17 protein-coding genes are annotated in these 17516 nt (G+C 63.6%); 10 read left to right on the top strand and 7 right to left on the bottom strand.

The genetic code is table 11. The features are described 5' to 3' along the window. Window positions 1-24 precede the first annotated feature (24 nt). From PTE30175_RS01770 to PTE30175_RS01725, 10 genes are all read left to right on the top strand, one after another. Window positions 25-1002, top strand: a complete 978-nt coding sequence (locus PTE30175_RS01770; RefSeq protein WP_150695318.1) for a sugar kinase — start codon at window positions 25-27, stop codon at window positions 1000-1002. Continuing rightward, window positions 999-2042, top strand: a complete 1044-nt coding sequence (locus PTE30175_RS01765) for a 2-hydroxyacid dehydrogenase (RefSeq protein ID WP_150695317.1) — start codon at window positions 999-1001, stop codon at window positions 2040-2042. Before PTE30175_RS01770 ends, PTE30175_RS01765 begins: the two co-directional genes overlap by 4 nt. 229 nt (window positions 2043-2271) lie before the next feature. Next, entirely contained in the window at window positions 2272-2619 is a 348-nt protein-coding gene (locus PTE30175_RS01760; RefSeq protein ID WP_150695316.1) for a hypothetical protein, read from the top strand. Between the two features lie 265 nt (window positions 2620-2884). After that, a complete protein-coding gene (locus PTE30175_RS01755) occupies window positions 2885-3787 on the top strand; it encodes an aromatic ring-hydroxylating oxygenase subunit alpha (RefSeq protein WP_191628759.1) in 903 nt (300 codons plus the stop codon). Further along, window positions 3771-4400 carry a glutathione S-transferase family protein gene (locus PTE30175_RS01750; RefSeq protein WP_150695315.1) on the top strand — a complete coding sequence of 210 codons (630 nt, stop codon included), beginning with the start codon at window positions 3771-3773 and terminating at the stop codon, window positions 4398-4400. Before PTE30175_RS01755 ends, PTE30175_RS01750 begins: the two co-directional genes overlap by 17 nt. 38 nt (window positions 4401-4438) lie before the next feature. Further along, on the top strand, window positions 4439-5395 hold the full coding sequence (locus PTE30175_RS01745) for a PDR/VanB family oxidoreductase (protein ID WP_150695314.1): 957 nt from the start codon (window positions 4439-4441) through the stop codon (window positions 5393-5395). Window positions 5396-5456: 61 nt separating this feature from the next. Then, a complete protein-coding gene (locus PTE30175_RS01740; RefSeq protein WP_150695313.1) occupies window positions 5457-6563 on the top strand; it encodes an S-(hydroxymethyl)glutathione dehydrogenase/class III alcohol dehydrogenase in 1107 nt (368 codons plus the stop codon). A gap of 448 nt (window positions 6564-7011) precedes the next feature. Next, complete coding sequence (locus PTE30175_RS01735) at window positions 7012-8085, top strand: ABC transporter permease (protein WP_191628757.1); 1074 nt, start codon at window positions 7012-7014, stop codon at window positions 8083-8085. Then, complete coding sequence (locus PTE30175_RS01730) at window positions 8078-9016, top strand: ABC transporter permease (protein WP_150695311.1); 939 nt, start codon at window positions 8078-8080, stop codon at window positions 9014-9016. The genes PTE30175_RS01735 and PTE30175_RS01730 overlap by 8 nt, the downstream gene beginning before the upstream one ends. A gap of 103 nt (window positions 9017-9119) precedes the next feature. Then, a complete protein-coding gene (locus PTE30175_RS01725; protein ID WP_224788547.1) occupies window positions 9120-10091 on the top strand; it encodes a LysR family transcriptional regulator in 972 nt (323 codons plus the stop codon). A gap of 15 nt (window positions 10092-10106) precedes the next feature. Here PTE30175_RS01725 and add read toward each other — a convergent pair whose 3' ends face one another. The 7 genes from add to PTE30175_RS01690 all read right to left on the bottom strand — a co-directional run bounded on the left by add (window position 10107) and on the right by PTE30175_RS01690 (window position 17486). Then, window positions 10107-11159 (bottom strand): adenosine deaminase, encoded by a 1053-nt coding sequence (add, locus tag PTE30175_RS01720; protein WP_191628755.1) that lies wholly within the window; start codon window positions 11157-11159, stop codon window positions 10107-10109. 207 nt (window positions 11160-11366) lie between these two features. After that, window positions 11367-11996, bottom strand: coding sequence for a glutathione S-transferase family protein (locus tag PTE30175_RS01715; RefSeq protein ID WP_150695309.1), 630 nt, complete (start codon window positions 11994-11996; stop codon window positions 11367-11369). A gap of 19 nt (window positions 11997-12015) precedes the next feature. Further along, window positions 12016-12930: an aromatic ring-hydroxylating dioxygenase subunit alpha gene (locus tag PTE30175_RS01710; protein ID WP_150695308.1), complete on the bottom strand. Its 915-nt coding sequence runs from the start codon at window positions 12928-12930 to the stop codon at window positions 12016-12018. Further along, on the bottom strand, window positions 12917-13642 hold the full coding sequence (locus PTE30175_RS01705) for a Rieske 2Fe-2S domain-containing protein (protein WP_150695307.1): 726 nt from the start codon (window positions 13640-13642) through the stop codon (window positions 12917-12919). The genes PTE30175_RS01710 and PTE30175_RS01705 overlap by 14 nt, the downstream gene beginning before the upstream one ends. 57 nt (window positions 13643-13699) lie before the next feature. Then, window positions 13700-14749 (bottom strand): aromatic ring-hydroxylating oxygenase subunit alpha, encoded by a 1050-nt coding sequence (locus PTE30175_RS01700; protein WP_150695306.1) that lies wholly within the window; start codon window positions 14747-14749, stop codon window positions 13700-13702. Window positions 14750-14822: 73 nt separating this feature from the next. After that, on the bottom strand, window positions 14823-16403 hold the full coding sequence (locus PTE30175_RS01695) for an ABC transporter ATP-binding protein (RefSeq protein ID WP_224788546.1): 1581 nt from the start codon (window positions 16401-16403) through the stop codon (window positions 14823-14825). Window positions 16404-16445: 42 nt separating this feature from the next. Then, window positions 16446-17486, bottom strand: coding sequence for a BMP family ABC transporter substrate-binding protein (locus PTE30175_RS01690; protein ID WP_191628753.1), 1041 nt, complete (start codon window positions 17484-17486; stop codon window positions 16446-16448). Between the last annotated feature and the right edge of the window lie 30 nt (window positions 17487-17516).

The following is a 17516-nucleotide window of genomic DNA, read 5'->3' as shown; positions in this document are numbered from 1 at the left end:
CCCCATTTTTTCAGAGATTTCCGCATGACCTCAGTTCCTCAGCAGGCCAACGCCGCCCTTGACGTCGTCACGTTCGGCGAAGCGATGATGCTGCTCGTGGCCGACACGCCCGGCGCCATCGAAGACGTGCACACGTTCCACAAGCGCACCGCAGGCGCCGAGACCAATGTCGCGATCGGCCTGTCGCGCCTGGGCCTGCGGGTGGGCTGGGCCAGCCGTCTCGGCACTGACTCGATGGGCCGTTACCTGCTCGCGGCGATGCAGGGCGAAGGCATCGACTGTTCGCATGTGATATGTGACGCCACGCAACGCACGGGCTTTCAGTTCAAGGGGCGCGTGATGGACGGCAGCGATCCGCCTGTCGAATACCATCGCAAGGGCTCGGCCGCGAGCCAACTCGGCCCGGACGACATCGACGTGCCCTGGCTGCAGTCCGCCCGCCATCTGCATGCAACCGGGGTATTTCCCGCCCTGTCGGCGCAAACGCTGGCCGCCGCACGCAAGACACTGGATACGATGCGCGCTGCAGGCCGCACGATTTCGTTCGATCCGAATCTTCGGCCGACCCTCTGGGCCACGCCTGACTTGATGCGCGACACGCTCAATGACCTTGCGCGGCACGCCGACTGGGTGCTGCCCGGTCTGGCCGAGGGCGAATTCCTGACAGGACAAACGACTGCACAGGGCGTCGCCCGGTTTTATCTCGACCGTGGCGCGAAGCTCGTGGTCGTCAAACTTGGGGCGGACGGGGCATATTACGAAGGCGTACACGCCGGACGGGGCGTCTGCGGACAGGTTGCGGGTTTTCCGGTCGAGACGGTCGTCGATACGGTCGGCGCGGGCGACGGCTTTGCCGCCGGCGTCATCAGCGGTCTGCTCGAGGGCCTGCCGGTGGCCGACGCGGTGCGCCGCGGCACCTGGATCGGCGCGCGTGCGGTACAGGTCCTGGGCGACACGGAAGGCCTGCCGACACGCACGCAACTGGATGCAGCAGGACTATGACCCCCCACACCGAACCCACACCCGCCACGCCTGCCACCGCCACCGCCGCCGGTACGGCGCGCCGCCGCGTGCTCGTCTTCCGGGAATTGCCGGAAGACCAACTTCGCCGCCTTCAGGACGCGCACGACGTGATCGTCGCCAATCCGCGCGTCCCGGCACAGCGTGCCGCGTTCGACGCGGCGCTGGCCGACGCGGATGGCATGATCGGCTCGAGCTATCCCGTCGACGATGCGATGCTCGCGCGCGCGCCTCGCCTGCAAGTCATCTCCAGCGTGTCGGTCGGCGTGGACAACTACCCGCTCACGGCCCTCCAGTCGCGCGGCATCACGTTGTGCCATACGCCCGGTGTGCTCACCGAGACGACCGCCGACACCATCTTTGGCCTTGTCATCGCTGCGAGCCGCCGGATGGTGGAGCTCGCGAACCTGGTGCGCGACGGCCACTGGACGAAAAACATCGGCGAGGACCATTTCGGTTGGGATGTCCATGGCAAGACGCTCGGCATCGTCGGCTTCGGCCGCATCGGCCAGGCAGTCGCGCGCCGCGCCGCACTCGGCTTCGGCATGCCGGTGCTCTATCACGCGCGCCGGCCGGTCGATCTCGGCGAGCAGGCGCCCGAGCTCGCCGGCCGCGCCACCTACGCCGCATTCGACGACTTGCTCGCGGGCGCCGACATCGTCGCGCTCGTGCTGCCGTTGTCGGCCGCGACGGCCGGCATGATCGGCCCCGCGCAATTCGCCCGCATGCGGCCCGGCGCGATCTTCATCAATGGCGCACGCGGCGGGCTGGTGCAGGAGGACGCATTGCTGCAGGCGCTGGACAGCGGACATTTGCGCGCCGCCGGCCTCGACGTTTTCGCAACCGAGCCGCTCCCGCTCGACTCGCCGCTTCGCACGCATCCGCGCGTCACCGCCCTGCCCCATATCGGCTCGGCGACCGTCGAGACGCGCCACGCCATGGCCACGCTCGCCACGACCAATCTGCTCGATGCGCTCGCCGGCCGGACACCGCAAGCCGTGTATCGCAGCGGTCGGGCCTGAACGTCTTCTCCGACGGCGCTGCCAGCCCTCCTGCATCCCCGATCCGGTGGCCGGCAATCGCGCGTCACCGCGATTCGGCGTGGAGGCGCCTGGCGGCGCATGCCCCATCGTTGGGCGAATTTCCCGCCACGTTTCGGAATCTGCTGATAGCCAAGCCGCGCCGCCGTCCTCACTATCGGTATCGCCGCAGCGTGTTTACGCGGCGTTCACTGACGGGAGGAACAAGGCGATGGAGCATTTTCGGCGACACGACGGTTTCGGGCGGTGGATGACGGGTGCGGTGGCGCGTCAGATGGGCCGCAACGACTCGCGGTCCAGAGTATTCCGGCCGCCACCGATGGCGGAATTTCAGGGGTTCGTGGTGTGGTGCTACACGCAGGGAGTGTTCCTGGGACAGGAATTCGACCGGGAAACGGACACGATCACGCATTGCTACGTCCGCAACGGGGCGTGGGCGGTGCAGTTCGACACGTTCGACGACGCCGTGGAACGGGCGCATGAGGTCCACACGCCGACGCTGATCCTGTTCGCCCTCGAGCGCCACGGCGCCGTATTCATCACGGGTACGGAACAGTAACCGTCGCCCGCGAGGCGATTGCCACGCCGGGAGAAATGGGGAACCACCCAACCCTCCCGGCGCTGCATTGCGCACAGATCGGAAGCCGAAGGTGTTCCGGAATTGGAACGTTGGTTCTTACGGTGCACCTTAGCAGCCTGCCAGGTAAAGCCTAAAGTTCGCTCAACGTCATCGGACATTGAGCGACCGGTCAATCGGCACGAAATTCGTGCGTCGGGTCGCCCCGCATGGCGTTCGCCATATGCGTAAAAAGGGGGCCCTATCCATGATTCCCGCCATCGAACCCGCGCTTGCCGACGATTGGTTCGTCGCAGCGAGCAGCCAAAGCCTGTCTGCCGGGACAACGACCCGCACGCGATTGCTGGGCGCGCCAATCATCCTGTTCCGCGACGAAACAGGACAACCCTGCGCAAGCGTTCAGCACGGGCCGCGCGAAACCGACCTCCGTCCGATCTTCGCGTGCGAACGATACACGCTGATCTGGGTGAGTTTCAAATCGCCGTGCAAGCCCCTGTTCGCAATTCCCGAGTTCGACCAGCCGGGCAGGCGCATCGTGCCGTGCGGCGCGCTCGGCGTAAAGACATCGGGCTTGCGTGTTGTCGAGAACTTCCTCGATCTGGCGCACCTGCCTTACGTGCATAGCGGTTGGCTGGGGCAAGAGGCGCACAGCGAAGTCAAGCGGTATGACGTGAACCGGAATCAGGACACCGACGAACTCTGGGCCACCGACTGCCGTTTCTGGCAGCCCCGCGCCGCACTCTCGGCCAATGGGGGTTTTGAAGTCGAATACACGTATCGCGTCATGCAACCCTTTACGACGATGCTGTACAAGTCGTCGCCCGCACGGCCGGCCGCCTTCGATTTCATTCTGTTATGCGTTCAACCCACGACAGACGAGCAATGCCTGGTCTATTCCGTGCTCGGCTATTTCGACGATGTGAGCAGCGATGCAGAACTGATTTCGTTCATGCAACTCATTTTCGGTCAGGACAAGCCGATTCTTGAAAGTCATCGTCCCAAGCGCATCCCTCTGGATACGCGCATCGAAGTACCCACCCGCGCCGATGCGTTATCCACCGCCTATCGGCGCTGGTTACGCGAAAAGTGCATTACCTACGGTGTTCATCGCCATGAAAGCGAGGCCTCAAACCATGATCAAACTCTATGACTTCGAGCTGTCCGGCAATTGCTACAAGCTCCGGCTGCTGATGCACTTTCTCCGCGTTCCGTACGAACCCGTTACCGTGGATTTCTATCCGGGACGCGAACACAAGAGCGAGAAATTTCTCGCCATCAATCCGTGGGGGCAACTGCCGGTATTGGACGAGGGGGACTACCGCTTGCGCGACGCGCAGGCGATTCTGGTCTACCTCGCGAGCAAATACGACGATGAGTGCACCTGGTTTCCGATCGACCCGGAAGCCCGGGGGCAGGTGATGGCATGGCTGGCCGTCGCCGACGACATCACTCGCACTGCAGCGGCCGCCCGCCTGCACGATGCGCTGGGTTACGCACTGGATATCGATGCCGCCAGAAACGGCGCCCGCACCGTGTTCAAGCTGATCGACGATCACCTTGCCCATCGTGAGAGCGAAGGACGACTCTGGCTCGCGGCGGATCATCCGACGGTTGCCGATATCGCCTGCTTCCCCTATACCGCCCTTTCGCATGAAGGCGGCATCCTGCGTGATGACTTTCCGGCGCTGCAACGCTGGATCGATCGCGTCCGGCACTTGAAGGACTTCATCGGCATGCCCGGCATCCCCGCGCCGAAAGTGTGAATTCGGGCGGCGTCCATTCCGAAATAGTAGAGATCGACATGAATCAACTGACCGTCAAAGTGGTACGCAAGCAGCGCGAAGCCGAAGGAATATTCAGCTACGAATTGGCTGCTGCCGATGGCGCTGCGCTTCCCCGGTTTTCCGCCGGCGCGCATATCGACGTCTATATCCGGCCGGGACTGATTCGCCAGTATTCGCTATGTAATCATCCGCGGGAGCGGCACCGGTATGTCATCGCGGTACTGCGTGAGCCGAATTCGCGCGGCGGCTCGCATGCGATGCATGACGCCGTCCATGCCGGCGACGTGATCGAGATCAGCGAACCGCGCAATCACTTTCCCCTCACGCCGGCGGCCCGCACGCTCCTGTTTGCAGGCGGTATCGGCATCACGCCGATCCTGAGCATGGCAGAGCGCCTTTCGGAAATGGGGGCCGATTTCGCGCTGCACTACTGCTGCAGATCAGCCGATCGCGCCGCGTTTGTCGACCGGATCGCCGACGCAGCCTATGCGCGTCACGCGCATTTCCATTACGACGACGGCGACGACGGCCAACGACTCGTACTTTCCGCAACGCTCGGCGAACCGGCACCCGACAAGCACCTGTATGTGTGCGGCCCCACCGGCTTCATCAGCTATATCGTGGAAAGTGCCAAGGCGAACGGCTGGCGCGACGACGCTATCCATCTTGAATATTTCGGCGCCAAGCCGGCAGACCCTAGCAAACAAAATGCGTTTTCCGTGCAGATCGCGAGCACGGGGCGGATTATCGATGTGCCGGCCGACAAGAGCGTGGTAACCGCGCTCGAGGCACACGGCGTCACCATTCCGGTGTCTTGCGAACAAGGCGTCTGCGGCACGTGCCTGACGCGTGTCCTCAGGGGCGAACCCGATCATCGGGATCTCTATCTCACCGATGAGGAAAAGGCGCGCAACGATCAGTTCACGCCGTGCTGCTCGCGATCGAAGTCGGAGATGCTCGTGCTGGATCTGTAGCCAGGCGCCGTCAAGCTGGCAATCGCTCAATGAACCCTTGTCTATTATTTAGGTATACGACATGAAAACCAAAGCCGCCATTGCCTGGGAAGCGGGCAAGCCGTTGACCATCGAAGACGTGGACCTCGAAGGCCCGCGCGCCGGCGAGGTGCTGATCGAGGTCAAGGCCACCGGCATCTGCCACACCGACTACTACACCCTCTCGGGCGCCGACCCCGAGGGCATCTTCCCCGCCATCCTCGGCCATGAAGGCGCCGGCATCGTGGTCGACGTCGGCCCCGGCGTGACCAGCCTAAAAAAGGACGATCACGTCATTCCCCTCTACACCCCGGAATGCCGCCAGTGCAAGTTCTGCCTCTCGCGCAAGACCAACCTGTGCCAGGCCATCCGCGCCACCCAGGGCCGCGGACTCATGCCCGACGCCTCCTCGCGCTTTTCCATCGGCGGCAAGCCCATCTTCCACTACATGGGCACCTCCACCTTCTCCAACTACATCGTCGTCCCCGACATCGCCGTCGCCAGGATTCGTGAAGACGCCCCGTTCGACAAGGTCTGCTACATCGGCTGCGGCGTGACTACCGGCGTGGGCGCCGTCGTTTACTCCGCCAAGGTCGAAGCCGGCGCCAACGTCGTCGTCTTCGGCCTCGGCGGCATCGGCCTGAACGTCATCCAGGGCGCGAAGATGGTCGGCGCCGACAAGATCATCGGCGTCGACATCAACCCGGGACGCGTCGAACTCGCCAAGAAGTTCGGCATGACCCACTTCGTCAACCCCAAGGAAGTCGACAACGTCGTCGACCATATCGCGCAACTCACCGATGGCGGCGCCGACTACTCGTTCGAGTGCATCGGCAACGTCACTACCATGCGCCAGGCGCTCGAATGCTGCCACAAGGGCTGGGGCCAGTCCTTCATCATCGGCGTGGCCGCCGCCGGCCAGGAAATCAGCACGCGCCCGTTCCAGCTGGTCACCGGCCGCGAATGGAAGGGCTCGGCCTTCGGCGGCGCGCGCGGACGCACCGACGTGCCCAGAATCGTCGACTGGTACATGGAAGGCAAGCTCAACATCGACGACCTGATCACCCACACGCTGCGTCTCGACCAGATCAACGAAGGGTTCGATCTGATGAAGCGCGGCGAGTCGATCCGATCTGTGATTCTTTTCTGAAGACCCGCCATAACTGATACTCGAACGCGGGCCGCTGTTCCCCGGCGGGACACTGATCGATCAAGGCCTGGCCGACAAATGTCTCGCCATTCGGGCACGCACGTCATGTTCCGGAATTGAAACGACACGTCTCATGACGGCCCTTATGCGTTTTTTTCTGTCTCCCTATATTGGTCTCAACCAACGCCGCTTACCGGCGTTGGCAGCGGCCATTCCAGCGCCCACGGGTAATCCCGGGGTTGAAGGGAGCGCGCCAAACCTGTTTAACACATTGACAACAACGGCATGAGTGGGTGTGTAATCGCGTAGCTGTTCCCCAACATGCGCAAGGGAGACACATGATGCAGGCAATATCCAGGCATGAATGGCCAACGCAGGTGGCGGCCGAGCGGATCGCGGTGCGCACGGCGCGCGCCAGGATCGCGCCCTGCTCCGGGGGAGCGACGGCATGAGCGCGCAACTGCAGGTACGTTTGCCGCGCGCCAGGCTGGTCGTGGCGCCGGCGTTGCTCGCCATCGTGCTGAGCGTGGCGGCAGGACTGGCCATTACGGCGCTGCTGCTGGTCGTCACTGGCTACCATCCAACAACGGCCTTGATGTCGCTGCTCGCCGGCGCGTTCGGCGGCAAGCAGGAAACGGCGGAAACGGTGGCTCGCGCGGTACCGCTGGCATTGACCGCGCTCGGCACGGCGGTCGCTTATCGCGCACGCCTCTGGTCGGTCGGACAAGAGGGGCAACTGGTCATCGGCGCTTTGTTCACCTATGCCACCGCGCAATGGCTTGGCGGCCGCTTCGGCCCGCTGGCATGGGGACTCCCGCTGATCGCCGGTGCGGTGGGCGGCGCGCTCTGGGGTGTACTGCCCGCCTGGTGGAAAGCCCGCCGCGGCGTCAGCGAGATTATCTCGACCGTCCTGCTCAACTATGTCGCGGTCTATGTCCTGATGTACGTGATCGCGCATATCTGCGCGAAAACGCAGTCGACCTACCTGCAATCGGATCCGGTGCCTGTGGGCGCATGGTTGCCCACGCTGGTCACCGATACGCCGCTCAACATCGGCGTGTTCGCGGCATTGATCGCCACGGCCATCGTCGGCGTTGTGCTGGCCTTCAGCGCATTCGGGTTCGAATTGCGCGCATTCGGGAGCAATCCGCAGGCGTCGCGTTTCAAGGGCATTCACAGCGGCCGCATGATCCTGGCCGTCTTCGCGATCAGCGGGGCCTTGTGCGGGTTGTGCGGCGGCGTGCAATTGCTCGGCACACATCAGCGGCTGTCGCTGGCGGTCGTCAGCGGAGCCGGCTACGCCGGCGTTATCGTCGCCATGCTAGCTCGGCTCAATCCGTGCGGCGTGCTGCTGGCCGCATTGCTCTTCGGCGCGCTGGACACCGGCAGCACGGTGATGCAACTGGAAGCCGGGGTGCCCAGCAGCCTCGCCAGAGCCATGCAGGCGTTGATGCTGATCTGTTTTCTGGTCAGCGAACTGGTCGTACGCCGCTTCTACGTCAATCGGGAACGCCATGACTGATATCCTCCAAAGTGCCCTCATCGCCAGCATTTTCGCCGCGGCGATACGTTTGCTCACCCCGATCCTGCTTGCCGCGATCGGTGAACTCGTCGCCGAGACCTCCGGCGTAATGAACCTTGGTGTCGAAGGGACCATGCTCACCGGGTGCTTCGTCGGCTTCCTCGTGGCATTCGCCACCGGTTCCGCGCCCCTGGCCATCATGGCAGCAGTCGTGTCAGGCGCGCTGCTGGGCCTGGTCACATCGATCGCCATCGTCACACTTCGCATCGAACAGTTTGTCGTCGGACTGGCCATCAATCTGCTGTGTTCCGCGCTGACGGCCTACGCGTTCCGCGCGTTCCTGCAAGACGTGACGCCGGAGCGCGCCATCATTACGCCGCTCTCGCCGATCCGCATTCCCGGGCTTGCGGATATTCCGCTGATCGGGCCGGCATTGTTCGAACAAACGGTGTTGACCTATCTGACGTACATCGCCGTGCCGCTTGTCGCGTTCTGGCTGCACCGGACGCATCAGGGTCTTCAAATGCGCTGCCTTGGAGAAAACCCGAAGCTGGTCGACATGACGGGTGCCAGCGTCGCGCGACGACGCTACGCAGCGATCGTATTTGGCGGCGCCATGGCCGGCCTGGCGGGGGCTTCGCTCAGCGTGGGGGCTTCGATGCGCTTTGTCGAGGAAATGTCGGGCGGGCGCGGCTGGCTGGCGATCGTCGCGGTCGTCGCCGCCAACTGGCGGCCCGCCCGCGTGCCGCTGGTGGCCCTCGCATTCTCCATTCTGCAAGCAATCCAGATCCAGACGCAGGCGACCGGCTCGTCCTTTCCGTATGAAGTCTTGCTGGCGTTGCCCTATGTTGCGGCCATCGGACTGATGGTGGTATTCCGCGCGTCCTCGCGGATGCCCGCCGCACTTGGCGAACCCTACGTCCGCCATTGAGCACGGTGGCGCGTGCCGCGACTTGCGGCACGCATAATTTTGATCGGGTTCGCAGCGGTGTAACATCAACAACGTTGGATATCAGGACGGAGGCGCAGACCACGTGGTCGATATCAAATTGATCGAATCCTTCGTGCTGGTCATCCGCGCCGGAAGCATGACGCGCGCCGAGGCCTTGAGCGGCACGCCCAAGGCCACCCTCAGCCGCCAGTTGGTCAAGCTCGAGAAGGATCTTGACCTCGAACTGGTGCGCCGGGACAGCCGCCGCATGATTCCGACCGAAGCCGGACGCCGGTTTTTCATTCATGGCGAACAATTGCTCGCCGAGATGAGTGCGCGCATTGAGGCCGCTCGTACCGAGGCGCAAGACCTCGCCGACGGCGTAATGGGGGATATTTCCGTACTCACCGATACGCACTTCAGCACACCGTTCATGTGCCGCGTGACGCGGCTTTTCCTGGAGCGTTACCCCAACGTGCGCTGCCGTTTCGATGTCACCGGCCGCATTTCGTCGCCGAAGATGGACGACGTCGATTGCTACGTCGGCATGAGCCCGCCCCCGCATCCGAATCTGGTGGAAAAAGTGCTGGGCCAATTGAATTTCAGCCTGTTCGCCAGCACCCGCTACCTGGAGATGTATGGGGAGCCCAAGTCGCAATTGGACCTGCCCCGACATCGCGCGATCACGCTCGACGATGCGACGCCGGACGTCGTACATCGCCTGTTTTCCGGCTCGAACGTATTTGACTATGAACCCAGGTCCGTGATTCGCGGCAACGACTACTGGGTTGTCAAGACGTTCTGCATCGACGGCTTGGGCATCGCGCTCCTGCCTGACTTCTTTACCGGCCCCGAACTCGAAGCGGGGGCACTCGTTCGGGTATTGCCCGACTGGCGCCCCGAGCCGGTGCGCGTCTATTGTGCCTACCAACGACAACGCTATAGCGGCCGCAAACTCCGCGCGTTCATCGAACTGACCGCCGCGAGCTTCCAACGTATTGATGGCTTCCATTATTACGTCGGCTCCCGCATGACGGCGGCCCGGCCCGACGAAGTCGTCGCGGCGAACAGCTGACGGGCCCTCCCCGGCCTACGCGAGCTTCTCGCGCAAACCCTGCGACGCTTCGTCGAAGTGCGCAAGCAAGCGGGTCCGCTCACCTGACGACGCAAACGACGCTTCGAACGCCGTGCGCACGATCCGCAGAATCTCGTCATGCGTCAACGCGAACTGCGCCGCCGCTGCCGCAAGATTCTCGATCAAGTCGCCGGCGAACATGCCGGGGTCGTCGGAATTCACGGTAATGCGCGCCCCGGCGTCGAGCAGTTGGCGAAACGGATGGTCGACCAGACTCGCGTACCGGCCGGGATCGACCGCCACGTTGGAGAGCGGGCAGATGGTCATCGGATAGCCTTGCGCCGCGATATAAGCCAGCACGGCGGCGTCCTCGATGCAGCGAACCCCATGATCGATACGGTCCAGCGGCAGCGTGTGAAGCGCCTGCAGAACCGCTGCCGCGCTTTCGTCCGACCCGAGATGCGCTGTCACGTGAAAGCCGTGCGAATGCGCGGCGTGCAAGGCATCTAACAAGCGGCAAGGGGAAACATCGCGCTCAGCGCCATCCATGCCGACCGCGCGCACCACGTCCGACGCCTGCAATGCCGCGAGTCGATTCACGAGATCCACCGCCGCGCCCGGATCTGTGCCGCGGTCGATATCGGCAATGAAATTGATCCGTACGCCATGCGTGCGCATGCACCATTCGCGGCCGGCGGCCAGGGCCGCGACGATATCCTCGAGCGCCGGGCCGCGCGCGGCATAGTAGGTCGGCGTGAACATGACTTCCCGATACACGATGTTCTGACGGGCGGCATCCTCACCCAGGTCGCACACAACGTCCTCGAAGTCTTCCGGGGTGCGCAACAAATCGCACACCACGGCGAAGATGTCCAGAAACTCACCGAGATCGGCGTAAAGCCGGCGCGCTGCCAGCGTACGCGCGTCGAACGGCAAGGTGACACGGTGACGGCGGGCGAGCGCCACCAGACGCTCGGCGCGCAGGCTGCCTTCCAGATGAATGTGCAACTCAGCTTTGGGCAGCGCCTCGATCAGGCGTCGGGTCTTGGGATCGATACGGTCTTTCAACACAGTTTCCGTGGCAGGCATGAGAAGAGGGGCTCGGTGAGAACTTGGCATGGGCGGCACCTGCTGCAGCGTCAGGATAAACGAACACAGGCGGCAAAAAAAAGCCCTCGCGACGGAGGGCCCAACGTATCCGAAAATCGGTTCGACATCGGACACGGACACGACCCGATTGCAACGGCGCCCGAAACGCAGGCGCGGGAACTGGCCTTAGAGGCTTGGCGAGAAGATGCCCGGCATTCCGATGAATCGGGGCAAATGCCGGATTCGGTCGATCCATCGGCGCAGGGCGGGATAGCTGTCGAGGCTGATGCCGCCTTCGTGCGCGAGTGCCACGTACGGAAAGCAGGCGATGTCGGCGATCGTCGGAGCGCTTCCGCAAAGCCATTCCCGCCCTTCGATTTCCGCATCCGCCAGATAATCATCGACGAAGCCGAAGACGCGATGCGCGCCGGCGCGGCAGTCCTCGATATCGAACGGATACGCCATCGCATCATGCAGGCGTGCCGCAGATGCCGTACGCGTTATCTCGTCGGCCGTCGCCAGCCACGCCGCAATCTGGCCGCGCACCTGCGGGTCGTCCGGATACCATGACCGCTGCGTATCGTACCGGCTCGCAAGATAGACAAGGATCGCCTGGGCATCACGAAGCACATAGCCGTCGTCGTCGATCACCGGAAGCTGCCCCAGCGGATTGACGGTTTCGGTGAACCAGGCGGCCTTATGCTCCCGTCCCGGATAAAAGTTGATTTGCCGGGTTTCGACATCCAGCGCCAGGAAACTCGATAGCAGCCTGACCTTGTAGCAGTTCCCGGACAGCTCGTAGTTATACAGTTTCATCTTGTCGACAACCTTTTCTTCATTGAGGCGCGCTGGACGCGAAGACCTCGGCATCGCCGCGAATCATTGATTTGGCGTTGATACCGGGTCCGGCCTGCAAGCCGAACTTCAAACCGCTGCTGCGCAACCATCGGCGGTAGACCGTGGACGCCGCATCTGCCCTGGCCGGCACCTCGGACGTGAGATCGACGGGCACGAGTTGGGGATGGTGGTTCTCGAGGATCGGCTTATCCTGCCCCAGGATCATCTGCTGGAATGATGTGATGTCGACATCCGAGCTGACGTCATCGAACAATGCGATCGCGAAGTGGAGAATGGACTGCGTCGGCGTCAACGGCTGCACGAACAGGAAAATCAGGTCCATTTGATCGTCACGGCCTTCCGACGTCTTGTACAGCATGGGCGTAAAGGCGTTGGCGACCCGGTACACATAATCGATCCGCTTGGCCTGCGTGGACGTCGCAGCGGCCCGCGGCTGCACGAATTCGCAGCCCAGTGCCCAAACCTCCTTGCCGTCACGCAGTTCCGCCTTGTAGTCGCTGACCTCGGTGTGCGGCTCGGCGCCCAGAATGTCGGGGTGGACATAGGGAAAATGTGCCATGTCGAGGAAATTCTCCACCGCGCGCAAACCGTTGGCGTGCAGCCCGATCGCCCCCATATAGAGGTAGCGCCGGCCGGGCTGATCGAATTCCGGCAACGCGAAAATCGGGTGCGGCGCCTCGCCGAACGAAGCCCAGACATGACCGTAGCAGTCGATGAGATGCACGGGCAGCGAACACGTGGGCGCATGTCCCGCGAGGGTTCCGTCAGAGTCCCGTTTCAGCACCAGCGTGTGCTCCAGCAATTGGGTGGAAAACTCGCCGCCGGGCGGCAAGTCCGCCGAATTGCGGATTGCGAACCATTCATTCTGCAAGACCGGATCAACGGATCTCATGATTTTCCCTTGTCGACATGGGGTACGCCCCCGAAAGGACAGCGGCGGGCGCCGCGTCGGCAACCGGTCTCGCGACATCCAGAAGCGCTTTGACGCGGTGGTTCAATGTGCGCAAATCCGCGACGGACGGCGTGCCGTCCACCCACAAATGGAATACGCATTGGTCGCCTTGCATCGGCGCCGCAAGCAAGGTGCATCCCGGTACATCATCGGTCCCGTTTGCGCGCAGGACGCCGGCCGGCCTCGATTGGAATCCCGCCTTCGTCGCCCGGCTCACGATATCCGCCATGTCGCAACTGCGCACGTAGCTGCGGCAGAACGTGCCGCCGGCCGGGGCGACCTCGCCGCTCGGCGTGCCCACGCTCGCCCAGATCACGCCGTACGCTTCCACCACCGGATACGTCTTGACGCATGCATTCTTCGGCGGTTGCGCGCAAGGATGGGCCGGGATGTAGCGGCATGCACCGTCGTTGCCATATCGCCAACCGTGGTATCCGCAGGCCAACTGATCGTCTACGATACGCCCCAGTGTCAGGCGCACGCTGCGGTGCGGGCAGCGGTTTTCCCACACCATGACCTGCCCGGCGCTATCGCGCCAGACGGCCAGCTCCTGGCCATGCAGGAACGCCTGCGTGATGACGCCGGCGCGGATGCGTAGCGATATCTCGATCGGGTACCAGGCGTCGACCGGGAAGATGATTTCGTTGTTCATGTTCATTCGCATACGTTTTTGGGGTTGAGGTCGCCAGACGGTGGCCACACCTTGGATTCACGCAGCGGCGCCCAGGCCGAACAAAGTGACGAGATCGCGGCGATATTGGTTGGAGAAGCGATCGGCCGGCACCGAGACCTCGTAGGCGGGATCGAGCGGCACTTGCCATGGCGTCTGACTCTCCACCAAGGGCGCGTCCTCTTCGTTGGTCAGCATCTGATACTGCGCATAGTCGGGGCCCGCGCCCGGCACATTCGTCAGGTTGATCTGGTAGATGTCGCACTCGTGGGCGCTGACCGGCGAGGCGATATCGAAATAGTGCGAAGTCATGGTGGCGTCGTAGTCGACCCGCAGGTGACTGGCGAAGGGATACGTCAGCTCGTACACATACTGGGTCGTGCGCTCGCCTTGATGGTCGTCGTTGAAACCGCGTTCGATTTCCACGTACGGCAGTTCCATGCGCAATCCGTAGTGGGTGCGTTCGACCTGGTAAGGCTCGACGCGCGGCCGCGCGCGGTTGCCGAAGGTCTGCATGTGGACCCAGGACAGGTGGCCGACATCGTTGAAGTTCTCGCAATGCCGGCTGGCCGAGGCGTTCCAGTGGCCCCTGGGAATTTCGATGCGCTTCCATGGCGCGGCGACCGGTTCGAGCAGCGGCCACTCGGGCAGCGCGCGCCGGGGTTCCGGCTTGAGGCAGACCCAGACGAAACCGTAGCGCTCCGCACTCAGGTAGGTGTGCAGTTGCATGCGCTCGGGAATGCGCACGCCCTCGGTGCCCATCGACGGAATCGCCACGCAGCGGCCATCGTGCCGATAGTGGTGGCCGTGCATCGGACACACGAGCGCATCCCGGTTGTCGTCGAGCCAGCCCAGCGTAAGCCTTGCGCCCCGGTGAGGGCAGGCGTCGCGGCTGACGCACAGGCCTTCGCGGGTGCGATAAACCACCAGGTTCACACCCAGCAGGCGGGCGGCCACCGGTGCGTCCTGCACTTCGGCGGAAACGGCCACGGGGTGCCAGAAGCCGGCGAGGATATGCCAGTCGGATTCGGAAAAACCGCTCTCGGGTGGGAATTCTGAGGCTTTACTGTGCTGAATGGGCAAGTACATGGCAGATTTCGTTCTTAGTAGTGAACATGGGGGCAATGTTGGCAAGACGTCGTACGACGGTGCGGTCCGTTCATCACCCGGGCTCCTGAAAAGCGCCGCCGCCAGCCATCAAGTGGCCGATCTGTTCGATCGACACCTCCGACGGTGCGCCGGCCATGATCAGTCGGCCGCCGTACATCACGGCGATCCGGTCGCTCAAGGCGAACAGATCGTCCAGCTCGTCGGACGCGAGCAGAATGGCGAAGCCCTCCTGGCGCTTGGCCAGCAGCAGGGTGTAAATGTCTTCGATGACGCCGATGTCGAGCCCGCGCGTCGGCTGATTGGCGAGCAAGACCCCTTTGGCGTGGAACAGCTCACGCGCAATCACCACCTTTTGCGCATTGCCCCCGGACAAGGTTTGCACCGGCGTCATTGCCGAGCGTGTGGCAATGCCGTAGTCGCGGATGGCCGACTGGGCAAAGGCTTGCATGCGCGCACGCGACATGAAGCCATGCCGGCTCATGGTGGCCGTGCGCTGAAGTCCAAGCGCGAGGTTGTCCGCCACGCTGAATTCGCCGACCAGCCCCTCGGCGAAGCGATCCTGGGGGATATGCCCGACGCCCGCCCGCATGATGCCTGCCGGGCCGATATTGGTCACATCCTGCCCGTCGCAAAGAATCTGGCCACTTTCGGCACGACGCGCGCCGGCAAGGACCTCGAACAATTCACGCTGGCCGTTGCCCGACACCCCCGCAATCCCGACGATCTCTCCGCGCCGTACTGAAAGGTCGATACCGCGCAGTCGGCGGCCGCTGCCGGCGGCCGACAGCCCGCGCACCGACAGGCGCTCATCCGTGCCCGAGGCGCCGCGCCGTTGCGGGGTCGCGGTGACACGCCCGACCATCAGGCGGGACAGTTCATTCTTGTCGCGCCCCTGCGTGGGCACCGTCGCCACGGTGCGGCCCTTGCGCATCACGGTGACGTTGTCGCATTGCAGGGCTTCGTCCAGTTTGTGCGTGATTACGATCAACGCCGTCCCCTGGCGCGACAGCGCGCGCAGGATCTCGAACAGCCGCGCCGATTCCTGCGGCGCAAGCACCGCCGTCGGTTCGTCCAGGATCAGCAGGCGCACGCGTTGATACAGGCATTTCAGAATTTCAACCCACTGCTGCTGCCCGACGGCGAGATCGCCGACGCGCGCATTTAGATCGACATCAAGCCCGTACTGCTCGCACAGCGCCTGCACCCTGGCGCGCACCCGGGCGGGCCGCAGCAGCCAATGTTCGCGTTGCGTTCCCGCGATGATGTTCTCGATCACCGAGAGCACCGGCACGAGCACGAAGTGCTGGTGCACCATGCCGATGCCGAGCCGCGTTGCGTCGGCCGGTGAATGGATCCGCGCGGCGCGGCCATCGAACTCGACATCGCCGGCGTCAGGCCGGTGATAGCCGCTGATGCAGGCCGTCAGTGTCGACTTGCCGGCGCCGTTCTCGCCAAGCAAACCGTGGATCTCCCCCGGCACGAGCTGCAATGACACATCGTCGACGGCGGCGAAGGCACCGAAACGCTTGGTCAGATGCCGGACGCGCAGGATCGGCGTGACGTCGGTGTTCAGCGCACCGCGCGCCGACGGCGCTTGAGTGGATAGCGGATTCATGGTGGTTCGGTGGGTCAACAGGGTTCTCCCGATGAGATGCCTGGCACACTTGGGCCGCGTTCAGTCCGACTGCGGCTTGGTCGTGACCAGCGGCACAACGAATTCCTTGGCCAGGATCTTTGCGCGCACCGCTTCGACGCGTGCCGCCACGGCCGGCGACACCACCGCGGTGTTCAGCGGTGTAATGTCCGCCCCGCCCTCAGCCATGCCGAAGTTGCGCTTATCCATGTTGCCGTTGTATGGCTTGTCGGCGGAGCGCGCCTGGTACCACTGGTCGATGATCCAGTGCAGCCCCGGCTTCCAGCTGCCCAGCGAGTTGCTGGCGATGTTCTTGGGCGCCGTGCTGGTGTAATCCCGATAACTTCCGTAGCACACGACGGTCTGTTTGCACGCCTCGAACGACCCGGCCATCATGTAAATCTGGTCGGCCCCTGCGGCGATTTGCGCCTTCGATGACTCGAGCGCCAACGGCGGATCCCACCAGCTCCCGATATACGCAACCTTCTGTTTGACGTCCGGCCGCACCGAGCGGGCACCGGCGAAAAACGCGTTCATGGCGTCGTTCTGATCTTCCGTCGGGAAATACCCGACCGCGCCGACGACCCCGGTCTTCGTCATCGATCCGGCCACGACACCGAGCAGGTAGGACGGCTCGTAGATACGGTTGTAGAGCAGAAAGGAATTGCCGCCGAGCGCCTCGTTCGGATTGCCCGTGAGCACGAACAGCGTCTTCGGGTAGAGATTGCGGATCTTCTTGACCTGGTCCGAGTACGAACTCAGCGCAAACACGATGTCGTAGCCCTTGCGCGCATACAGCCTTAGCGCGGCTTCGGCCGGGTCGCCCCAGGCGTTGTCCGTATAGACCGGTGCATTGATCTCCAGGCCATGCGGCTTCTCCGCGCGAACTTCGCCCCAGGCCTTGAGGAAGGAGGACGCCCAGGGTTCGTCCGGCGTGGATGCGAGGACTGCGGCGATCTTGAGCTCCTTGGGCGCCTGCTGCGCGCTTGCGCTGCCGGTATGGATGCCGCCCAGGCCCAGCGCGAGCGCCAGCCAGGCCGCCCGGCCAGGTCTCATGAAGGTTGTTGCCAGCGAAATCATCATTTGCTCCTTGTGCACCAATATCGAGAAACC

Source organism: Pandoraea terrae, assembly GCF_902459695.1.
Lineage (GTDB): Bacteria > Pseudomonadota > Gammaproteobacteria > Burkholderiales > Burkholderiaceae > Pandoraea > Pandoraea terrae.
This window is presented reverse-complemented; position numbering and strand designations above follow the sequence as displayed.